Source organism: Hydrogenophaga pseudoflava (assembly GCF_031020795.1).
Lineage (GTDB): Bacteria > Pseudomonadota > Gammaproteobacteria > Burkholderiales > Burkholderiaceae_C > Hydrogenophaga > Hydrogenophaga pseudoflava_A.
This window is the reverse complement of sequence record NZ_JAVHJP010000002.1, coordinates 208,644-222,776: the sequence shown is the minus strand read 5'-3', so window position 1 is coordinate 222,776 and position 14,133 is coordinate 208,644. Positions and strand designations below refer to the sequence as shown.

The 14,133-nt window shown below is 65.5% G+C and carries 16 protein-coding genes and 2 tRNA genes; 7 read left to right on the top strand and 11 right to left on the bottom strand.

Annotation, left to right across the window (positions count from 1 at the left end):
• Positions 1–250: 250 nt before the first annotated feature.
• From RCO38_RS06765 to hemP, 4 genes are read left to right on the top strand one after another with little or no spacing between them, the layout of a single operon-like run.
• A complete protein-coding gene (locus RCO38_RS06765; RefSeq protein WP_308327550.1) occupies positions 251–904 on the top strand; it encodes an energy transducer TonB in 654 nt (217 codons plus the stop codon).
• 35 nt (positions 905–939) lie between these two features.
• On the top strand, positions 940–1,674 hold the full coding sequence (locus RCO38_RS06760) for a MotA/TolQ/ExbB proton channel family protein (protein ID WP_308327549.1): 735 nt from the start codon (positions 940–942) through the stop codon (positions 1,672–1,674).
• Positions 1,675–1,687: 13 nt separating this feature from the next.
• Positions 1,688–2,101 (top strand): ExbD/TolR family protein, encoded by a 414-nt coding sequence (locus tag RCO38_RS06755; RefSeq protein ID WP_308327548.1) that lies wholly within the window; start codon positions 1,688–1,690, stop codon positions 2,099–2,101.
• A complete protein-coding gene (gene hemP, locus RCO38_RS06750; protein ID WP_308327547.1) occupies positions 2,098–2,295 on the top strand; it encodes a hemin uptake protein HemP in 198 nt (65 codons plus the stop codon). Before RCO38_RS06755 ends, hemP begins: the two co-directional genes overlap by 4 nt.
• A 121-nt stretch (positions 2,296–2,416) precedes the next feature.
• Here hemP and RCO38_RS06745 read toward each other — a convergent pair whose 3' ends face one another.
• Positions 2,417–2,824 (bottom strand): GlcG/HbpS family heme-binding protein, encoded by a 408-nt coding sequence (locus RCO38_RS06745; protein ID WP_308327546.1) that lies wholly within the window; start codon positions 2,822–2,824, stop codon positions 2,417–2,419.
• A gap of 172 nt (positions 2,825–2,996) precedes the next feature.
• Here RCO38_RS06745 and RCO38_RS06740 point away from each other — a divergent pair, with 172 nt between their 5' ends.
• Entirely contained in the window at positions 2,997–3,680 is a 684-nt protein-coding gene (locus RCO38_RS06740; protein ID WP_308327545.1) for a Bax inhibitor-1 family protein, read from the top strand.
• 116 nt (positions 3,681–3,796) lie between these two features.
• Positions 3,797–4,219, top strand: a complete 423-nt coding sequence (locus RCO38_RS06735) for a hypothetical protein (RefSeq protein WP_308327544.1) — start codon at positions 3,797–3,799, stop codon at positions 4,217–4,219.
• A 30-nt stretch (positions 4,220–4,249) separates the two neighbouring features.
• On the opposite strand, the gene rlmD is transcribed toward RCO38_RS06735, so the two are convergent.
• The 5 genes from rlmD to surE form a co-directional block, all read right to left on the bottom strand.
• On the bottom strand, positions 4,250–5,674 hold the full coding sequence (rlmD, locus tag RCO38_RS06730; protein WP_308327543.1) for a 23S rRNA (uracil(1939)-C(5))-methyltransferase RlmD: 1,425 nt from the start codon (positions 5,672–5,674) through the stop codon (positions 4,250–4,252).
• Between the two features lie 12 nt (positions 5,675–5,686).
• On the bottom strand, positions 5,687–6,472 hold the full coding sequence (locus RCO38_RS06725; protein WP_308327542.1) for a 3'-5' exonuclease: 786 nt from the start codon (positions 6,470–6,472) through the stop codon (positions 5,687–5,689).
• A gap of 12 nt (positions 6,473–6,484) precedes the next feature.
• Positions 6,485–7,384, bottom strand: coding sequence for a peptidoglycan DD-metalloendopeptidase family protein (locus tag RCO38_RS06720; RefSeq protein WP_374694519.1), 900 nt, complete (start codon positions 7,382–7,384; stop codon positions 6,485–6,487).
• A gap of 87 nt (positions 7,385–7,471) precedes the next feature.
• A complete protein-coding gene (locus RCO38_RS06715; RefSeq protein ID WP_308327541.1) occupies positions 7,472–8,314 on the bottom strand; it encodes a protein-L-isoaspartate(D-aspartate) O-methyltransferase in 843 nt (280 codons plus the stop codon).
• Positions 8,311–9,093, bottom strand: a complete 783-nt coding sequence (surE, locus tag RCO38_RS06710; protein WP_308327540.1) for a 5'/3'-nucleotidase SurE — start codon at positions 9,091–9,093, stop codon at positions 8,311–8,313. The genes RCO38_RS06715 and surE overlap by 4 nt, the downstream gene beginning before the upstream one ends.
• Positions 9,094–9,213: 120 nt before the next feature.
• Here surE and RCO38_RS06705 point away from each other — a divergent pair, with 120 nt between their 5' ends.
• Positions 9,214–10,200 carry an NADPH:quinone oxidoreductase family protein gene (locus RCO38_RS06705; RefSeq protein ID WP_308327539.1) on the top strand — a complete coding sequence of 329 codons (987 nt, stop codon included), beginning with the start codon at positions 9,214–9,216 and terminating at the stop codon, positions 10,198–10,200.
• A gap of 67 nt (positions 10,201–10,267) precedes the next feature.
• Here the strand turns inward: RCO38_RS06705 and RCO38_RS06700 are convergent.
• The 5 genes from RCO38_RS06700 to RCO38_RS06680 all read right to left on the bottom strand — a co-directional run bounded on the left by RCO38_RS06700 (position 10,268) and on the right by RCO38_RS06680 (position 14,098).
• Positions 10,268–10,343, bottom strand: a tRNA-His gene (locus RCO38_RS06700).
• Positions 10,344–10,371: 28 nt separating this feature from the next.
• Positions 10,372–12,267 (bottom strand): SurA N-terminal domain-containing protein, encoded by a 1,896-nt coding sequence (locus tag RCO38_RS06695; protein ID WP_308327538.1) that lies wholly within the window; start codon positions 12,265–12,267, stop codon positions 10,372–10,374.
• A gap of 85 nt (positions 12,268–12,352) precedes the next feature.
• Positions 12,353–12,428: transfer RNA gene (locus RCO38_RS06690), tRNA-Val, on the bottom strand.
• A 19-nt stretch (positions 12,429–12,447) separates the two neighbouring features.
• Entirely contained in the window at positions 12,448–12,720 is a 273-nt protein-coding gene (locus RCO38_RS06685) for an HU family DNA-binding protein (RefSeq protein WP_066158910.1), read from the bottom strand.
• Positions 12,721–13,000: 280 nt separating this feature from the next.
• The gene (locus RCO38_RS06680; RefSeq protein WP_308327537.1) at positions 13,001–14,098 is read right to left on the bottom strand and encodes a tartrate dehydrogenase; all 1,098 of its coding nucleotides are present in this window, start codon (positions 14,096–14,098) and stop codon (positions 13,001–13,003) included.
• Positions 14,099–14,133 lie beyond the last annotated feature (35 nt).

The window sequence follows — 14,133 nt, the reverse complement described above, 5'->3', positions numbered from 1 at the left end:
CATTTATACTCAAACCATTGTTTTCGGCCCGACTTCACCCACCGAGAGCGCACCATGACCGGAACCCTGAGCACCCTCTTTGTCAGTCTCGCTTTCCTTCTGGGCGCCCTGTGGTGGGTGTTCCGCCCTTGACAGGCCCTGGCTCCGTTCCGACGACACCTACACTATGAGTTCCGCCGTTCTTGGCCTCTCCCACCCTGCCGAACCTGCCGCCGGCAGCGCACGCGAGGCTCGATCCAACCCCGCTCCCATGGACCGCCGTCTGTTCATCGTGGCCGCTGTCGTCGGTTTTCACGTGTTGGGCCTGTGGGCCTTGCAGACCGGCCTGCTGCGCAGGGCCGTGGAGCTGGTGGTGCCCGTGGCCGTGATGGCCGAACTGATTGAGCCACCGCAGCCTCAGGTGACGCCGGAACCCACACCTCCCAAACCGCAGCCGGCCCCGAAACCGGTGACACCGGTGCAGCGCGTGGTGAAACAGGCGCCAATGCCACTGGCCATTTCCGACCCGACCCCGGCACCCGAGGCCCCCACCGGAGTGGTCAGCGCGCCGCCGGCCCCTCAGCCCGCGGTCACCGAGCCGGTGGCGGCTGCCCCGGTGGCGCCACCGGCTCCGCCCAAGGTGGAACTGCCTTCCAGCGATGCCAACTACCTGAACAACCCGCAGCCGCCCTACCCTCCACTGTCCAAGCGGCTACGGGAGCAAGGCCGCGTCATGGTCCGCGTGCACATCAGCGCCGATGGCATCGCCACCCGCGCCGAGGTGCAGAAATCCAGCGGATTCCTTCGCCTCGACGAAACCGCGGTTCAGACCGTGCTGCGCTGGCGCTATGTGCCGGGCAAGCGAGCTGGCGTTCCCGAAGCCATGTGGTACCTGGTCCCGATCGATTTCCGTCTCGAAGACTGACCGTCGTTAACTCTCTGCTTTCTCAGTATCTTTTCATGGACACTCCTCTCGCAAGTTCGGGCCTGGCCCACGTCTGGTCGCAAGGCGACGCCGTCACCCGCACCGTGGCCCTGGTGCTGCTGGTCATGTCGCTGGCCACCTGGATCATCATCCTCTGGAAAGTGCTGGACCAACGCGCCCAGCGCCAGCAGGCCAAGGCCAGCGAAGGCTTCTGGCACAGCGCCGATTTCGCCGAGGGGCTGGACAAGCTCGGTGCCACCGACAACAACCCCTTCCGTGCCTTGGCGGTCGAAGGCCGCGAAGCACAACGCCACATCCTGCACAAGGACGGCCGGCAGGCTCCGCAGCTGCACGACAGCCTGGACGTGAGCGACTGGATCGAGCGCTGCCTGCGCCGCACGCTGGACGACCATGTGGCCAAGGCCCAGAGCGGCCTGACGGTGCTGGCCTCCATCGCCTCCACCGCCCCCTTTGTAGGCCTGTTCGGCACCGTCTGGGGCATCTATCACGCCCTGCTGGGCATCGGCGCCGCAGGTCAGGTCAGCATCGACCAGGTGGCCGGTCCGATCGGCGAGGCGCTGATCATGACCGCGCTGGGTCTGCTGGTCGCGATCCCAGCGGTGCTGGGCTACAACGCCCTGGTGCGGGGCAACAAGGCCATCCTGCACAAGCTCAACCGCTTTGCCCACGACCTGCACGCCTACTTCGTCACCGGCGCCCGCGTCAGCTCTGGCGCCGACGCCAAGGTGCTGCCGATGAAGAAGGCCTGATCAAGGAGTCCCCATGGCCATCGGAACCCAGGACGACAGCGGCGAAATGATGGCGGAGATCAACATGATCCCGTTCATCGACGTCATGCTGGTGCTGCTCATCATCTTCATCATCACCGTGCCGGTCATCAAGCACGCGGTCAAGGTCGACCTGCCCCGCGCCAGCAACGAAAAGCTGGTCGACAAGCCCGAGAACGTGCGCCTGTCGGTCGATTCGTCGGGCGCCTACTACTGGAACGAGGCGCCCATCGCCGACACCGACCTGAGCACCCGCCTGTCGCAGATCGCGGCCATGGAGCCGCAGCCCGAGCTGCACATGCGCGGCGACAAGGACGTGCGCTATGAGCGCGTGGCGCTGGCCATGGCCAGCGCCCAGCGCGCAGGCGTGCGCAAGATCGGATTCATCACGGAGCCCGCACAGCCATGAACCGACCGACCACCGCCGCCCCCGCGACCACCAGCCCGGTCGCAGCCCCTGCACAGGCGCCGGCCGCGGGCGCTGCGCCCGTGCTCAGCAGCCAGTCGGTGCTGCAGGGCCGCTCGCAGGTGGCCATCGAACACAACGGCGCGGTCTACCGCCTGCAGACCACCCGCCAGGGCAAGCTCATCCTCACCAAGTGAGCAGCCCGGCCAGACCGCTTTTTTTCAATCGTGGGGCGACCCGGGGTATGAGCAATTCCCCGAGCGTCGTTTTTCGCCAGCCAGGGGGCCGAAGGCCCCGTTAGCCAGGCGTTTTTTCAGATCACAGACCGATCGCCGCGATGCCCGCCTTGGCGATCTGGGCGTCCTCGCTGGACTTCACACCGCTGACGCCCACCGCGCCGATGCACTGACCGTCCTTCATCACCGGCACACCGCCTTCGAGCAGTCCCTGCACCGCCGGAGCGCTCAGGAATGAAGTGCGCCCCTGGTTGATCACCTCCTCGTAGGCCTTGCTTTCCTTGCGACCGAGGGCGGCGGTGTGTGCCTTGGCCGGGGCGATGTGCGACGACAGGGCCGGCGCACCGTCCAGGCGCTGCAGCCAGAGCAGGTGGCCACCATCGTCGACGATGGCAATGGTGACGGCCCACTGGTTCTTGAGGGCTTCGGCTTCGGCGGCGGCGGCGATGGCCTTGACATCGGCGAGCTCGAGCACGGCTTTGGTTTTCATGGGAGCGGTCCTGCTGAAAGTGAATGAAAGGTGAACGATAACGCGTTCATTGCACAACCGGCGATCAAAACTGTTCTCACAGCGCAGTGGCTTGGCAGCACATTCCACATGCTGACCAGCACCGTCCTACAATCTGACGCACGCGGAACACCGCAAACCACCAGGAGAGACCATGACCGATTTCACCCAATATGAAGGCTCCGCTGGCGCCCTCAGCGCCGAGCGCAACAAGGTGCTGCGCAACACCTACTGGTTGCTGGCCCTGTGCTTGCTCCCGACCGTGCTGGGCGCCTGGATCGGCGTGAGCACCGGCATCACCCGCAACCTCGGCGGCATCGTCGGCATGGTGCTGTTCATCGGCGGCATGATGGCCTTCCAGTTCGCCATCTACCGTTTCCGCAACTCGGGTACGGGTGTGGCCATCCTGATGGCCTTCACCTTCTTCATGGGCCTGATGCTTTCCCGCCTGCTGGGCGTGGTGCTGGGCATGGGCAATGGCACCACGCTGGTGATGGCCGCCTTCGCCAGCACCGCCGGCGTCTTCTTCACCATGGCCACGCTGGCCACCGTGATCAAGCGTGACCTCAGCGGCCTGGGCCGCTGGCTGTTCGCCGGCATGATCGCCATCCTGATCGCTGCGGTGATCAACATCTTCATCGGCAGTTCGGCCATGATGCTGGCCCTGACCGCCCTGAGCACCCTGGTCTTTAGCCTGTACATGCTCTACGACGTGAAGAACATCGTCGACGGCGGCGAAACCAACTACATCGTGGCCGCCACCCAGCTGTTCATCGACATCTTCGCGGTGTTCCAGAACCTGCTGGCGCTGTTCGGCATCATGGGCGGCGACGACTGATCCGCCAGGCGGCACGGACGGCACCAGGGGACCTGCGGGTCCCCTTTTTCATGCGCTCGCGCGCTCAAGTTCCTCTCAGGCTGGCCGAAAACCCGGACAGACCCTGCTCAAGCACCATGCGATACATTGCCTTGCCCCTCTGCATCTGCTCCGCCCTGCTGGCCGGCTGCGACGCACTGGGCATCGAAAGTGCCTCCCAGCTGGCCGAGCGCAAGCAAGCCGAAGCCCACGCCATCGGCAGCGCCTGCCGGTATGCATTGCGCGGCATCGAGGACTGCTTCAAGACCAATCCCAAGGCTGGCAAGGCCGCGGTGTTCGCCGGATGGAAGGAAATGGACCAGTACATGCGCGACAACCAGATCGTCGGCATGCCCTCGGCCATCGAGTCGCCCACCGGCGAAGAGCTCGTCGAACACGAAGGCACCGCGCCTCAGGACGAACACGCTTCGGGTGACGCGAAGCCATCCACCGGGAAGAAGGCCACCGACCATGCCCCGGCCTCCAAGTCGTCCGGCGACGCAAGGACACACAAGTCCTGACGCCTCGGGCCCATCGAAGCCCTAGGAGCTCTAGGACAGATCGAACACCGCCATGCTCTCGACGTGCGCCGTGTGCGGAAACATGTTCACCACACCAGCCGCTGTGCAGCGGTAACCCGCCTGGTGCACCAGCAGGCCGGCATCGCGCGCCAGCGTGGCCGGATTGCAGCTCACATAGACGATGCGCCGCGGCGGTGTCCAGCCGCCGCGCAGTTCGGGCTGCTGATGCAGGTCGGCCAACGCCTTGGACAGCGCGAACGCGCCCTCGCGCGGCGGGTCGACCAGCCACTTGTCCGCCATCCCATCGGCCACCAGCATCTCGGGCGTCATCTCGAACAGGTTGCGCGCCACGAAGGTCGTGGGCGCGAGCGGTGAGGGGCGCCCCTGCTTATTGAACGCGAGGTTCTCGCGCGAGCGCGCCACCAGCGCCTCGCTACCCTCGATGCCCAGCACCTCACCGGCGCCCGTGGCAATCGGCAGGGTGAAGTTGCCCAGGCCGCAGAACCAGTCGATCACGCGCTCGCTCTTCTGCGCATCCAGCAGGCGCAGCGCGCGCGCCACCAGCACCCGGTTGATGTGCGGATTGACCTGCGTGAAGTCGGTCGGCTTGAAGGGCATCGTGATGCCGAACTCGGGCAGGCGGTAGCTCAGCTGCGCCCCCCCCTCCTCCAGCAGACGGACCGTGTCCGGCCCCTTGGGCTGCAGCCACCATTGCACACCGTGCTGCTGGCCGAAAGCGCGCAGCCGGGAGAGGTCGTCCTCGCTGAGCGGTTCGAGGTGTCGGAGCACCAGGGCGGTCACCTCGTCGCCACAGGCCAGTTCGATCTGCGGGCAGGTTTCGCGCGCGTCCATGCCGTAGATCAGCTCGCGCAGCGGCATGAGCAGGTTGCTCACATGGGGAGGCAGCACACGGCAGACCTGCATGTCGGCCACGTAGCGGCTCTTGCGCTCGTGGAAGCCGATCAGCACCACACCCTTCTTGTGCACGAAGCGCACCGACAGGCGCGCGCGGAAGCGGTAGCCCCAGGCCGGTCCCTCGATCGGGCGCAGCAGCATCTCGGCCTTGACCTTGGCCAGGTGCCAGAGGTTGTCCTCCAGCACACGCTGCTTGATCGCGACCTGCGAGCTGGCATGCAGGTGCTGCATCTTGCAGCCGCCGCAGGCGCCTTCGTGCAGTCCGAAGTGCGGGCAGCCGGGCGTGACGCGCTGGGGCGATTCGCGATGGATCTCGGTCAGCGTCGCAGCTTCCCAGTTGTTCTTCTTGCGGTAGACCTTGGCGCTGACGATCTCGAACGGCAGCGCGCCGTCGATGAAGACCACCTTTCCATCGGGTCGGTGGGCAATGCCCTGGGCCTCAATGTCCAGGGACTCAACGAACAGCTGACCCTCGGGCAGACCGGTAGAGGGTGACACGGGGGTGTGGAGATCTTGTTGTGTGGGGCTGTCTTGGCTCATGCCCCGATTGTCTCAGGCCCAGGCCGCCAGGTATTCCTGCCAGTGACTCTCGGTCGGCGCGAGATGGCCCAGCGTCTCTTTCACGAACGCGATTTCCTGCTCGTACTCGGCCTCGGTGAGGCCGCCGCGCATTTTCTGGAAGCGGCAGTACACCAGATAGGTGTTCATCACGTCGGTTTCGCAATAGCGGCGGATTTCTTCCAGACGGCCCTCCACGTACTGCGGATACACCTGCGAGCCGTCCATGCCCAGCTTGCCCGGGAAGCCGCACAGCTTGGCCAGCGCGTCCAGCGGCGCGTTGTTCTTCGGGCTGTACATCGCCAGCAGATCCATCAGGTCCAGATGGCGCATGTGGTAACGGCTGATGTAGTTGTTCCACTTGTACTCGCGGTCGTCCTCGCCCATGTCCCAGTACTTGCTGGCCTCGACGCCGTGGCGCAGCCCGCGGTAGTGCAGCACCGGCAGGTCAAAACCGCCGCCGTTCCAGCTCACCAGCTGCGGCTGGTGCTTCTCGATGCTGTTGAAGAAGGTCTGGATGACCCGGCCTTCGCTCTGGCCGTCGCGGTCGACAAAGGAGTGCACGCGCAGGCCCTCGGCATTGCGGAACACCACGCTGATCACCAGCACACGCTGCAGATGCAACGGAGCAAAATCGCTTTGTCCCTTTTCCTTGCGCTCGGCCAGCCAGGCCTCGTGGACCTCGGCGTCGGAGGCCCCGGCCGGCGAACCTCGCAGCGCGCGCAGCCCTTCGATATCCGGAATCGACTCGATGTCGAAAACGAGCACCGGCCAGGCCATACGCCGGCCCGTTCAGCGCTTGGGCAGATAGGCGACCGGATCGACGGGCTTGCCGTTGCGGCGCACCTCGAAGTGCAGCTTGACGCGATCAGTGTCGCTGCTGCCCATTTCGGCGATGCGTTGCCCCTGCTTGACCGTCTGGTCCTCGCGCACCAGCAGGGCCTGGTTGTGGGCGTAGGCCGTCAGGAAGGTGTTGTTGTGCTTGAGGATGATCAGGTTGCCGTAGCCACGCAGACCGGCGCCGGCATACACCACACGCCCATCGGCCGCAGCGAGCACCGGGTCGCCCGGGCGACCACCGATGGACACGCCCTTGTTCTTGCCCTCGTCGAAGGAAGCGACCACCGAGCCCTGGGCCGGCCATACAAACGCCACATCGTCGGCGCCAGCGGACACGGGTTCCGTGGCGGGCGCCGGTGTGGCGGCCGCTGGCGCCGTGGCGGCACCCGGTGCAGCCGTCGTGGCCGGGGGCCCATTCAGTGGACGAGCCACCACGCCAGGCGTGGCCACCGGGGCTGCCGTCACACCCGTCGCCGCTGCCGCGGGGCCGGAGACCGGCGGGGCCACCCGCAGCACCTGACCGACTTCGATCAGGTTCGGGTTGGTGAGGTTGTTCCAGGCCTGGACGTCGCGCGGCGCCTGACCTGCTTCCAGCGCAATGCGGTACAGCGTGTCGCCGGGGCGCACGGTGTAGTAACCCGGCTTGCCCGCGTTTTCCGCACCAGGCAAGGGCTTGCCTTCGGCCGGCCGTGCGGCCCCGGAACGGTCCTCCACCGGTGCGGGCTGGCTCAGTCGTCGCGTGGAGCATCCGGCCGTCAGCACCAGTCCCCCCATCAGGGTCCACAGTGCCACACCGCGCCATGAGATGCGCCGCATGCGCACTGGCTGTCTATCGAAATCCCGCTTGTTCATTCCTGTTTCCTGCCTGATGTCAGGCCCGTTTCCACCCGGGCACTGGATCTACAAAACGCTCGCCGGCCGCGTCCGGGCCGGGAGGTTTCACGAAACGCCTGATTTTAGGGGCACGAAGAGCACCGGCTCCAATACGGACCGTCTGAATCCATGGGCATGGCGCTCAATGACGATCAGGTGCTGCTGGCCCGAGTCGGTCACCACCGGGGCCACCAGACGCCCTCCCACCGCCAGCTGTTCGATCCAGGCCTGCGGCACATCGTTCCCGCCCGCGGCCGCCACGATGCCCGCATAGGGCGCGCCCTGCGGATAGCCGGGCATGCCGTCACCAAACAGAAGATGGACATTGGCCAGCCGGAAGGCCCTCAGGTTGTCGCGGGCCTTCTCGTGCAACGCCCTGAGGCGCTCAATGCTGTAGACCTCCTGCACCAGATGGCTCAGCACCGCTGCCTGATAGCCACAGCCGGTGCCTATGTCCAGCACCCGGCCGATGCGGCCCTCGCGACCCTGGCACAGCAACTCCAGCATGCGCGCCACCACGCTGGGCTTGGAGATGGTCTGCCCCAGACCGATCGGCAGACTGGTGTCTTCGTAGGCCTGATTGGCCAGCGCGCTGTCCACGAAACGGTGCCGCTCCACGGCCTGCATGGCCCCCAGCACCCCCGGGTGGGAAATGCCCTGGGCCTGCAGTTTGCGGACCATGGCCTGCCGCACCGCCACGGAATCCATGCCGACGCCGCGCGGGGCGGTGGTCGACGCCACCGGCGCCGCCGCGCTGCGCACCGCGCCCGCCGAGGTGGCGCCCGGCTTGCTGATCGGCGCAGCTGGCGCTGTGTCCAGCCGAACCGGAAATGCCGGCCGGGGCCGGTTGGCAGCGGGCGCTGTCGGAGCACTCCGGACCGGCAGCGAAGCGGGGCCAGACCGCTTCATGGCGCCCCGCTGCCCATGGCGGCGGCCGTCGGGGCCCAGTAAGCGAGGCGCTCGTGGTCGGTCAGGTCCACCTGCAGCGGCGTGATGCTGGCAAACCCCTGGGCGGTGGCGTGAAAGTCGGTACCCTCGGCGTCGTCCTTGGCCGGACCGGCGCTGCCGATCCAGTACATGGTTTCGCCGCGTGGATTGGTCTGCGCGATCACCTGTTCGGCGGCATGGCGGCGGCCCAGCCGGGCCACCTTGAAGCCTTTGATGTCTCCAGCCGGCCGGCACGGAATGTTGACGTTGAGCAACCAGGGCACGGGCTGCCGGGCGGCGTGGGCGTCCGGAAGGGTGGCCAACAGATGGCGCACCAGTTCCGCAGCCTTCTGCGCAGCGACGTCCAGATGCGCCCATCCGCGTTCGGTCTGCGAAAAGGCAATCGCAGGAATGCCGAACAGGTACCCCTCCATCGCGGCGCCAACGGTACCGGAGTAGATCGTGTCGTCCCCCATGTTGGCGCCGTTGTTGATGCCGGACACCACCAGGTCAGGCCGGTAGCCCAGCAGGCCTGTCAGCGCGATGTGCACACAGTCGGCGGGCGTACCGTTCACGTAGCGGAAGCCGTTCGGCGCACGGTGCACATACAGGGGCGAATGCAGCGTCAGGGCGTTGGACTTGGCGCTGTTGTTGTGCTCGGGCGCCACCACCTCCACGTCGGCCAGGCCCTTGAGCGCCTCGTACAGGGCCACGATGCCGGGCGCCTGGTAACCATCGTCATTGGAGATGAGAATTTTCATTGGCGGGATTTTAGGCGGCCGGCTCCAGGTCACACCCGGGACATGGGGCCGCACAAGTGACGCCCATCGCCGGCAGCCCTGCCTATCATGCGTCGACCCTGACAACACCGGAGACGACCAATGCAAGCCTGGCTATGCGAAAACCCCGTGGGCGTGGAAGCCCTCACCTGGAAAGAACTGCCCACACCCCAACCCGGAGCGGGCGAGGTGCTGATCGAAATCCAGGCGGCCAGCCTGAATTTCCCGGATCTGCTGATCGTGCAGAACAAGTACCAGATGAAGCCACCACTGCCTTTCGTACCCGGCTCGGAGTACGCGGGGGTGATTCGCGCGGTCGGTGACGGCGTGTCTCATCTGCAAGTGGGCCAGAACGTCGCCTGCCTGAGCGGCACGGGGGGCTTCGGGACCCACACGCTCGCGCCCGCCGCCTTGTGCATGCCGTTGCCACCCGGCTTTCCGCCGGTCGATGCCGCAGCCTTCATCATGATTTACGCCACCTCGCAGCACGCGCTGGTGGACCGTGCCCAGCTCCAGCCGGGCGAGACGGTGCTGGTGCTGGGTGCGGCCGGGGGCGTCGGCACGGCCGCGATCCAGTTGGCCAAGGCGGCCGGCGCGCGCGTGATCGCCGCCGCATCAAGCGAAGACAAATGCGCCCTGTGCAAGCAGCTGGGGGCCGACGAAACCATCAACTACAGCGTGCACACCCCGCAGACCACCCTGCGCGACGAAATCAAGCGACTGACCGGCGGCAAAGGCCCCGACGTCATCTATGACCCGGTCGGCGGCGATTTCGCCGAACCCGCGTTCCGCTCCATCGCCTGGCGCGGCCGCTATCTGGTGGTTGGTTTTGCCAGCGGCCCCATCCCGAGCCTGCCGCTGAACCTGTCGCTGCTCAAGGGCGCCAGCATCGTGGGTGTGTTCTGGGGCGACTTCGCCAAACGCGAGCCCAAGGCCAACGCCCAGATGATGCAGACCCTGGCCGCGATGTACCTCAAAGGCCAGATCAAACCGGTGATCGACCAGACACTGCCGATGAAGGACCTGCACAGAGCCTACGCCATCATGGGTTCGCGATCTGTCAAGGGCAAACTCGTGATGGTGAACTGACCAACCGACCCGCCAGGAGCCAGAAACGACAAAGCCCGGCGGTTGCCGGGCTTTGATCAGGATTTTTTGGGGTGGCTGATGGGACTCGAACCCACGACAACAGGAATCACAATCCTGGACTCTACCAACTGAGCTACAGCCACCGCAAGCCCGCCATTATAGCGTGAACCTTTATTGTTTGGGCTCGGATACGAGGATCTTGACCTTGAACCGTTGCTTGAGCAGTTCGTAATGCGCCTGGGCCTCGGCGGTATTCCACCACTGGGCGTATTGCTGGATTTCCTGGTTCTGGGCAGAGGGCGTGGCGCGCGGCAGCACTTTCTCCACCTTCACCACCGCATAGCCCTGCTCGCCCAGGTCCACACCGGCCCAGGCTGGCAACTGCTTGGGATCGGCGCTGAGCGCAGCCCTCAGCACCTGACCAGACACACCCTGCGGGTTGTCGCGAGAGACCACCACCGAGGCCGGCATGGCGCTGATGTCGCGCCCCGACTTGAGCGCCTCCAGCTTGCGGGCACCCTCTTCTTTCGCCAGCTGGGCCGAGCGCTGGGCGATCAGGCGGCCACGCACCGTCTCGCGCACCTCGGCCAGCGGCAGCGTGCGGGCCGGCGCGTGGTTCACCACCCGCGCCGCAGTCATCTGCCCGGAGGCTGTTTCGATCGCCTCGGTGTTCCGCTTGTTCTGCAGGGAGTCGGGCGCGAACAGCGCGGTCAGCAAACGCTCGTTGGCGAGCACGCCGGCGCCCTGCACCGGCTGCCGTGTCAAGCCCTTGGCGGTCTTGATCTGGAGCTTGAACTGGTCCGCGGCGGGCTTGAGGCTCTCCGCCTGCTCGTAAACCATGTTGCCGAAGCTGTCCGCGCTCTCGGCGAAACGTTTTTGCGCCTGCTGCTTCTTCAGGTCGGCCTCGATCTGCGGACGCATCTCTTCGAAGGTCTTCTGCTGTGGGGCCTTGATGTCGGTGAGCTGGATGATGTGGTAGCCGAACTCGGTTTCCACCAGGTCGGAGATCTCACCCTTCTTGAGCGAGAAGACCACGTCCTCGAACGGTTTGACCATCGCACCACGGCCGAAGAACTCCAGGTCACCACCCTTGGAAGCGGAACCTGTGTCCTCCGAGTTGGCCTTGGCCACCGCGGCAAAGGTCTCAGGCGCCTTGCGCACCTGCTCCAACAGGGCCTGCGCCTTGGCCTTGACCTTCTCTCGCTCTTCTGCGGGGGCGCCGGCCGCCGCATTCAGCAGGATGTGACTGGCGCGCCGCTCTTCGTCACCGGAGAGCTTGGCCACGTTCTCCTTGTAGTAGGCGCGCAGATCTTCCTCGTTGAGGGTCAGACCCTTGGCGATCTCGGCGGCATCCAGCACCAGGTACTCGACATCGATCTGTTCCGGCGCCTGGAACAGCGCCTGGTTGTCCTTGTAGAACTGCTCGATGTCGGCATCGGTGGGCGCCACTTTGGACGCGAAGTCCTTAGCCGCCAGCGCCAGCACCCGCACTTCGCGGCGCTCGAAGAATGCGTTGAGCGACACCTGGGCCACGGACGTAGGTGCGAACCCGGTGGACTGCACACTACCCAGCACCTGGCGCATGGACAGGTCGGAACGGATGCGGGCTTCGAAGCCCTCGGGCGTCAGGCCCTGGCGCGCCACCATTTGCGCGTAGCGCTCCACATCCAGCGAACCATCGGGTTTGCGCAGGGCTGCGATGCCGGGGTCTTCCTGCAGGGCGCGCGCCAGGCGCTGGTCGCTGGTGTAGAGGTGGTCCTTCTGAACGGCGGCGGCCAGCACGCGATCGCGCACCAGGCGCTCCAGCGTGGCATAGCGGGCGGCATCGCTGTCGAGCAGTTTGGCGTCGAGGTTGGGCATCTGCTCGCGCAGACGCTGCGCCTCGTTGCGGTGCGCCTCGTCCCATTCGCTCTTGCGGATGTCGTGCCCATCCACCGTCGCCACCACCTCGCCACGCTGATTGAAGCTGGTGAACCCCTGAACACCGAACAGCACGAAAGACGGAATGATCAGGATCAGCAGGAAGCCCATGAGGTACTTCTTGTGATTGCGGATGGAATCGAACATGCCTGGAATCCTGCTACTTCAAACAAACGCCGACACCTGAATGTCGACAACAAAAAAGGCGAACCCGAGTTCGCCTTCTTGATGGTGGTGGGTGCTGACGGGGTCGAACCGCCGACCTACGCCTTGTAAGGGCGCCGCTCTACCGACTGAGCTAAGCACCCCACCGGGTACCTCGGGTGCTCAGTTCAGAGCATCCTTGAGGGCCTTGCCCGGACGGAACTTCGGAACCTTGGCGGCCTTGATTTTAATCTCAGCGCCAGTGCGGGGATTGCGACCCTTGCGAGCAGGACGTTTGGTCACGGCGAAGGAACCGAACCCCACCAGGGAGACCGTGCCACCTTTTTTGAGGGTGGTGCGGATGGCGGTGATGGTGGAATCCAGTGCGCGGGTGGCCGCAGCCTTGGAGATGTCGGCGTGCTTGGCGATGTGCTCGACGAGTTCTGTTTTGTTCACAAATAGCCCCTCTATAAGAAATGAAAGTTCGTCTCATCAGGCGTGTGCGTGATGGTGAGGCACCGGACGCCACTGCCTGCGATTTCTGGTTGGGTCACGGATCGCATTGGTGCGGAAGAACCGCCGTACATGCGCCTCTTCATTAGACCCACGGGCCTGCTGCACTGTCAATACAGAGGCAATCGAAACCCCCAACGAACGCCAGAACCGCGAGATTCTATGCGGTTTCCAGGGCTGTCAGCGGCGCGCGCGTGACGAAGACCACGGGCTTGGACCCCGCTCAACGGGTCTGCACACGGGCAGCAATCGCCTTGCCAAGATCCGTGGTGCCGGCCTGTCCTCCGAGGTCGCGTGTGCGCGGGGCACCGCTGCCGGGCGCCAGGCACTCTTCGATGGAGCGCAGGATCGCATCGTGGGCATCGCGGTGCCCCAGGAAGTCCAGCATCATGGCGCCGCACCAGATCTGGCCGATCGGGTTGGCAATGCCCTGCCCCGCGATGTCGGGCGCCGACCCGTGCACCGGCTCGAACAGCGAGGGGTGCTGGCGCGTGGGGTTGAGGTTGGCGCTCGGTGCGATGCCGATGGTGCCGGTGCACGCGGGCCCGAGGTCGGAGAGGATGTCGCCGAACAGGTTGCTGCCCACCACCACATCGAAGAAATCCGGACGCTGCACGAAGTGCGCGGTCAGGATGTCGATGTGGAACTTGTCCACTTTCACATCCGGATACTCGCGCGCCATGGCTTCGACCCGCTCGTCCCAGTACGGCATGGTGATGGCGATGCCGTTGGACTTGGTCGCGCTGGTCAGGTGCTTCTTCGGTCGCGAGCGCGCCAGTTCAAACGCGTGGCGCAGCACGCGGTCCACACCATGACGCGACATCACGGTCTCCTGGACCACGATCTCGCGCTCGGTGCCGGCGTACATGCGGCCGCCGATGCTGCTGTACTCGCCCTCGGTGTTTTCACGCACGATCACCATGTCGATCTCACCCGGTTCGCGCGGGCTGCCGTCTCGCCGCACCACCGGCGCCCGCACCCCGGGCATCAGCCGCGCCGGGCGCACATTGACGTACTGGTCAAATTCGCGACGGAACATCAGCAGCGAGCCCCAGAGCGAGATGTGGTCCGGCACCTTCTCAGGCCAGCCGACGGCACCGAAATAGATGGCGTCGTGGCCGCCGATCTGGTCCTTCCAGTCGTCCGGCAGCATCTTGCCGTGGCGCTCGAAGTAGTCGCAGCTGGAAAAATCGAAGTGATCGAAATGTAGGCCGATGCCGAACTTCGTTGCGGCCGCCTCAAGGACGCGCAGGCCCTCGGGCATGACCTCGGTACCGATACCGTCTCCGGCGATGACAGCGATGCGATGAACAGGTGACATGGAGAACTCCAGTGGATGGACTATGGGTCAAAGCT

Excerpts from the sequence above, each read along its gene's own strand:
- RCO38_RS06740 (WP_308327545.1), top strand. The coding sequence starts at position 2,997 with ATGACCGATTTCACCCAATATGAAGGCTCCGCTGGCGCCCTCAGCGCC.
- RCO38_RS06745 (WP_308327546.1), bottom strand. The coding sequence starts at position 2,824 with ATGAAAACCAAAGCCGTGCTCGAGCTCGCCGATGTCAAGGCCATCGCC.
- RCO38_RS06715 (WP_308327541.1), bottom strand. The coding sequence starts at position 8,314 with ATGAAGCGGTCTGGCCCCGCTTCGCTGCCGGTCCGGAGTGCTCCGACA.
- RCO38_RS06765 (WP_308327550.1), top strand. The coding sequence starts at position 251 with ATGGACCGCCGTCTGTTCATCGTGGCCGCTGTCGTCGGTTTTCACGTG.
- RCO38_RS06705 (WP_308327539.1), top strand. The coding sequence starts at position 9,214 with ATGCAAGCCTGGCTATGCGAAAACCCCGTGGGCGTGGAAGCCCTCACC.
- surE (WP_308327540.1), bottom strand. The coding sequence starts at position 9,093 with ATGAAAATTCTCATCTCCAATGACGATGGTTACCAGGCGCCCGGCATC.
- hemP (WP_308327547.1), top strand. The coding sequence starts at position 2,098 with ATGAACCGACCGACCACCGCCGCCCCCGCGACCACCAGCCCGGTCGCA.
- RCO38_RS06695 (WP_308327538.1), bottom strand. The coding sequence starts at position 12,267 with ATGTTCGATTCCATCCGCAATCACAAGAAGTACCTCATGGGCTTCCTG.
- rlmD (WP_308327543.1), bottom strand. The coding sequence starts at position 5,674 with ATGAGCCAAGACAGCCCCACACAACAAGATCTCCACACCCCCGTGTCA.
- RCO38_RS06735 (WP_308327544.1), top strand. The coding sequence starts at position 3,797 with ATGCGATACATTGCCTTGCCCCTCTGCATCTGCTCCGCCCTGCTGGCC.
- RCO38_RS06760 (WP_308327549.1), top strand. The coding sequence starts at position 940 with ATGGACACTCCTCTCGCAAGTTCGGGCCTGGCCCACGTCTGGTCGCAA.
- RCO38_RS06720 (WP_374694519.1), bottom strand. The coding sequence starts at position 7,384 with ATGAACAAGCGGGATTTCGATAGACAGCCAGTGCGCATGCGGCGCATC.
- RCO38_RS06755 (WP_308327548.1), top strand. The coding sequence starts at position 1,688 with ATGGCCATCGGAACCCAGGACGACAGCGGCGAAATGATGGCGGAGATC.
- RCO38_RS06680 (WP_308327537.1), bottom strand. The coding sequence starts at position 14,098 with ATGTCACCTGTTCATCGCATCGCTGTCATCGCCGGAGACGGTATCGGT.
- RCO38_RS06725 (WP_308327542.1), bottom strand. The coding sequence starts at position 6,472 with ATGGCCTGGCCGGTGCTCGTTTTCGACATCGAGTCGATTCCGGATATC.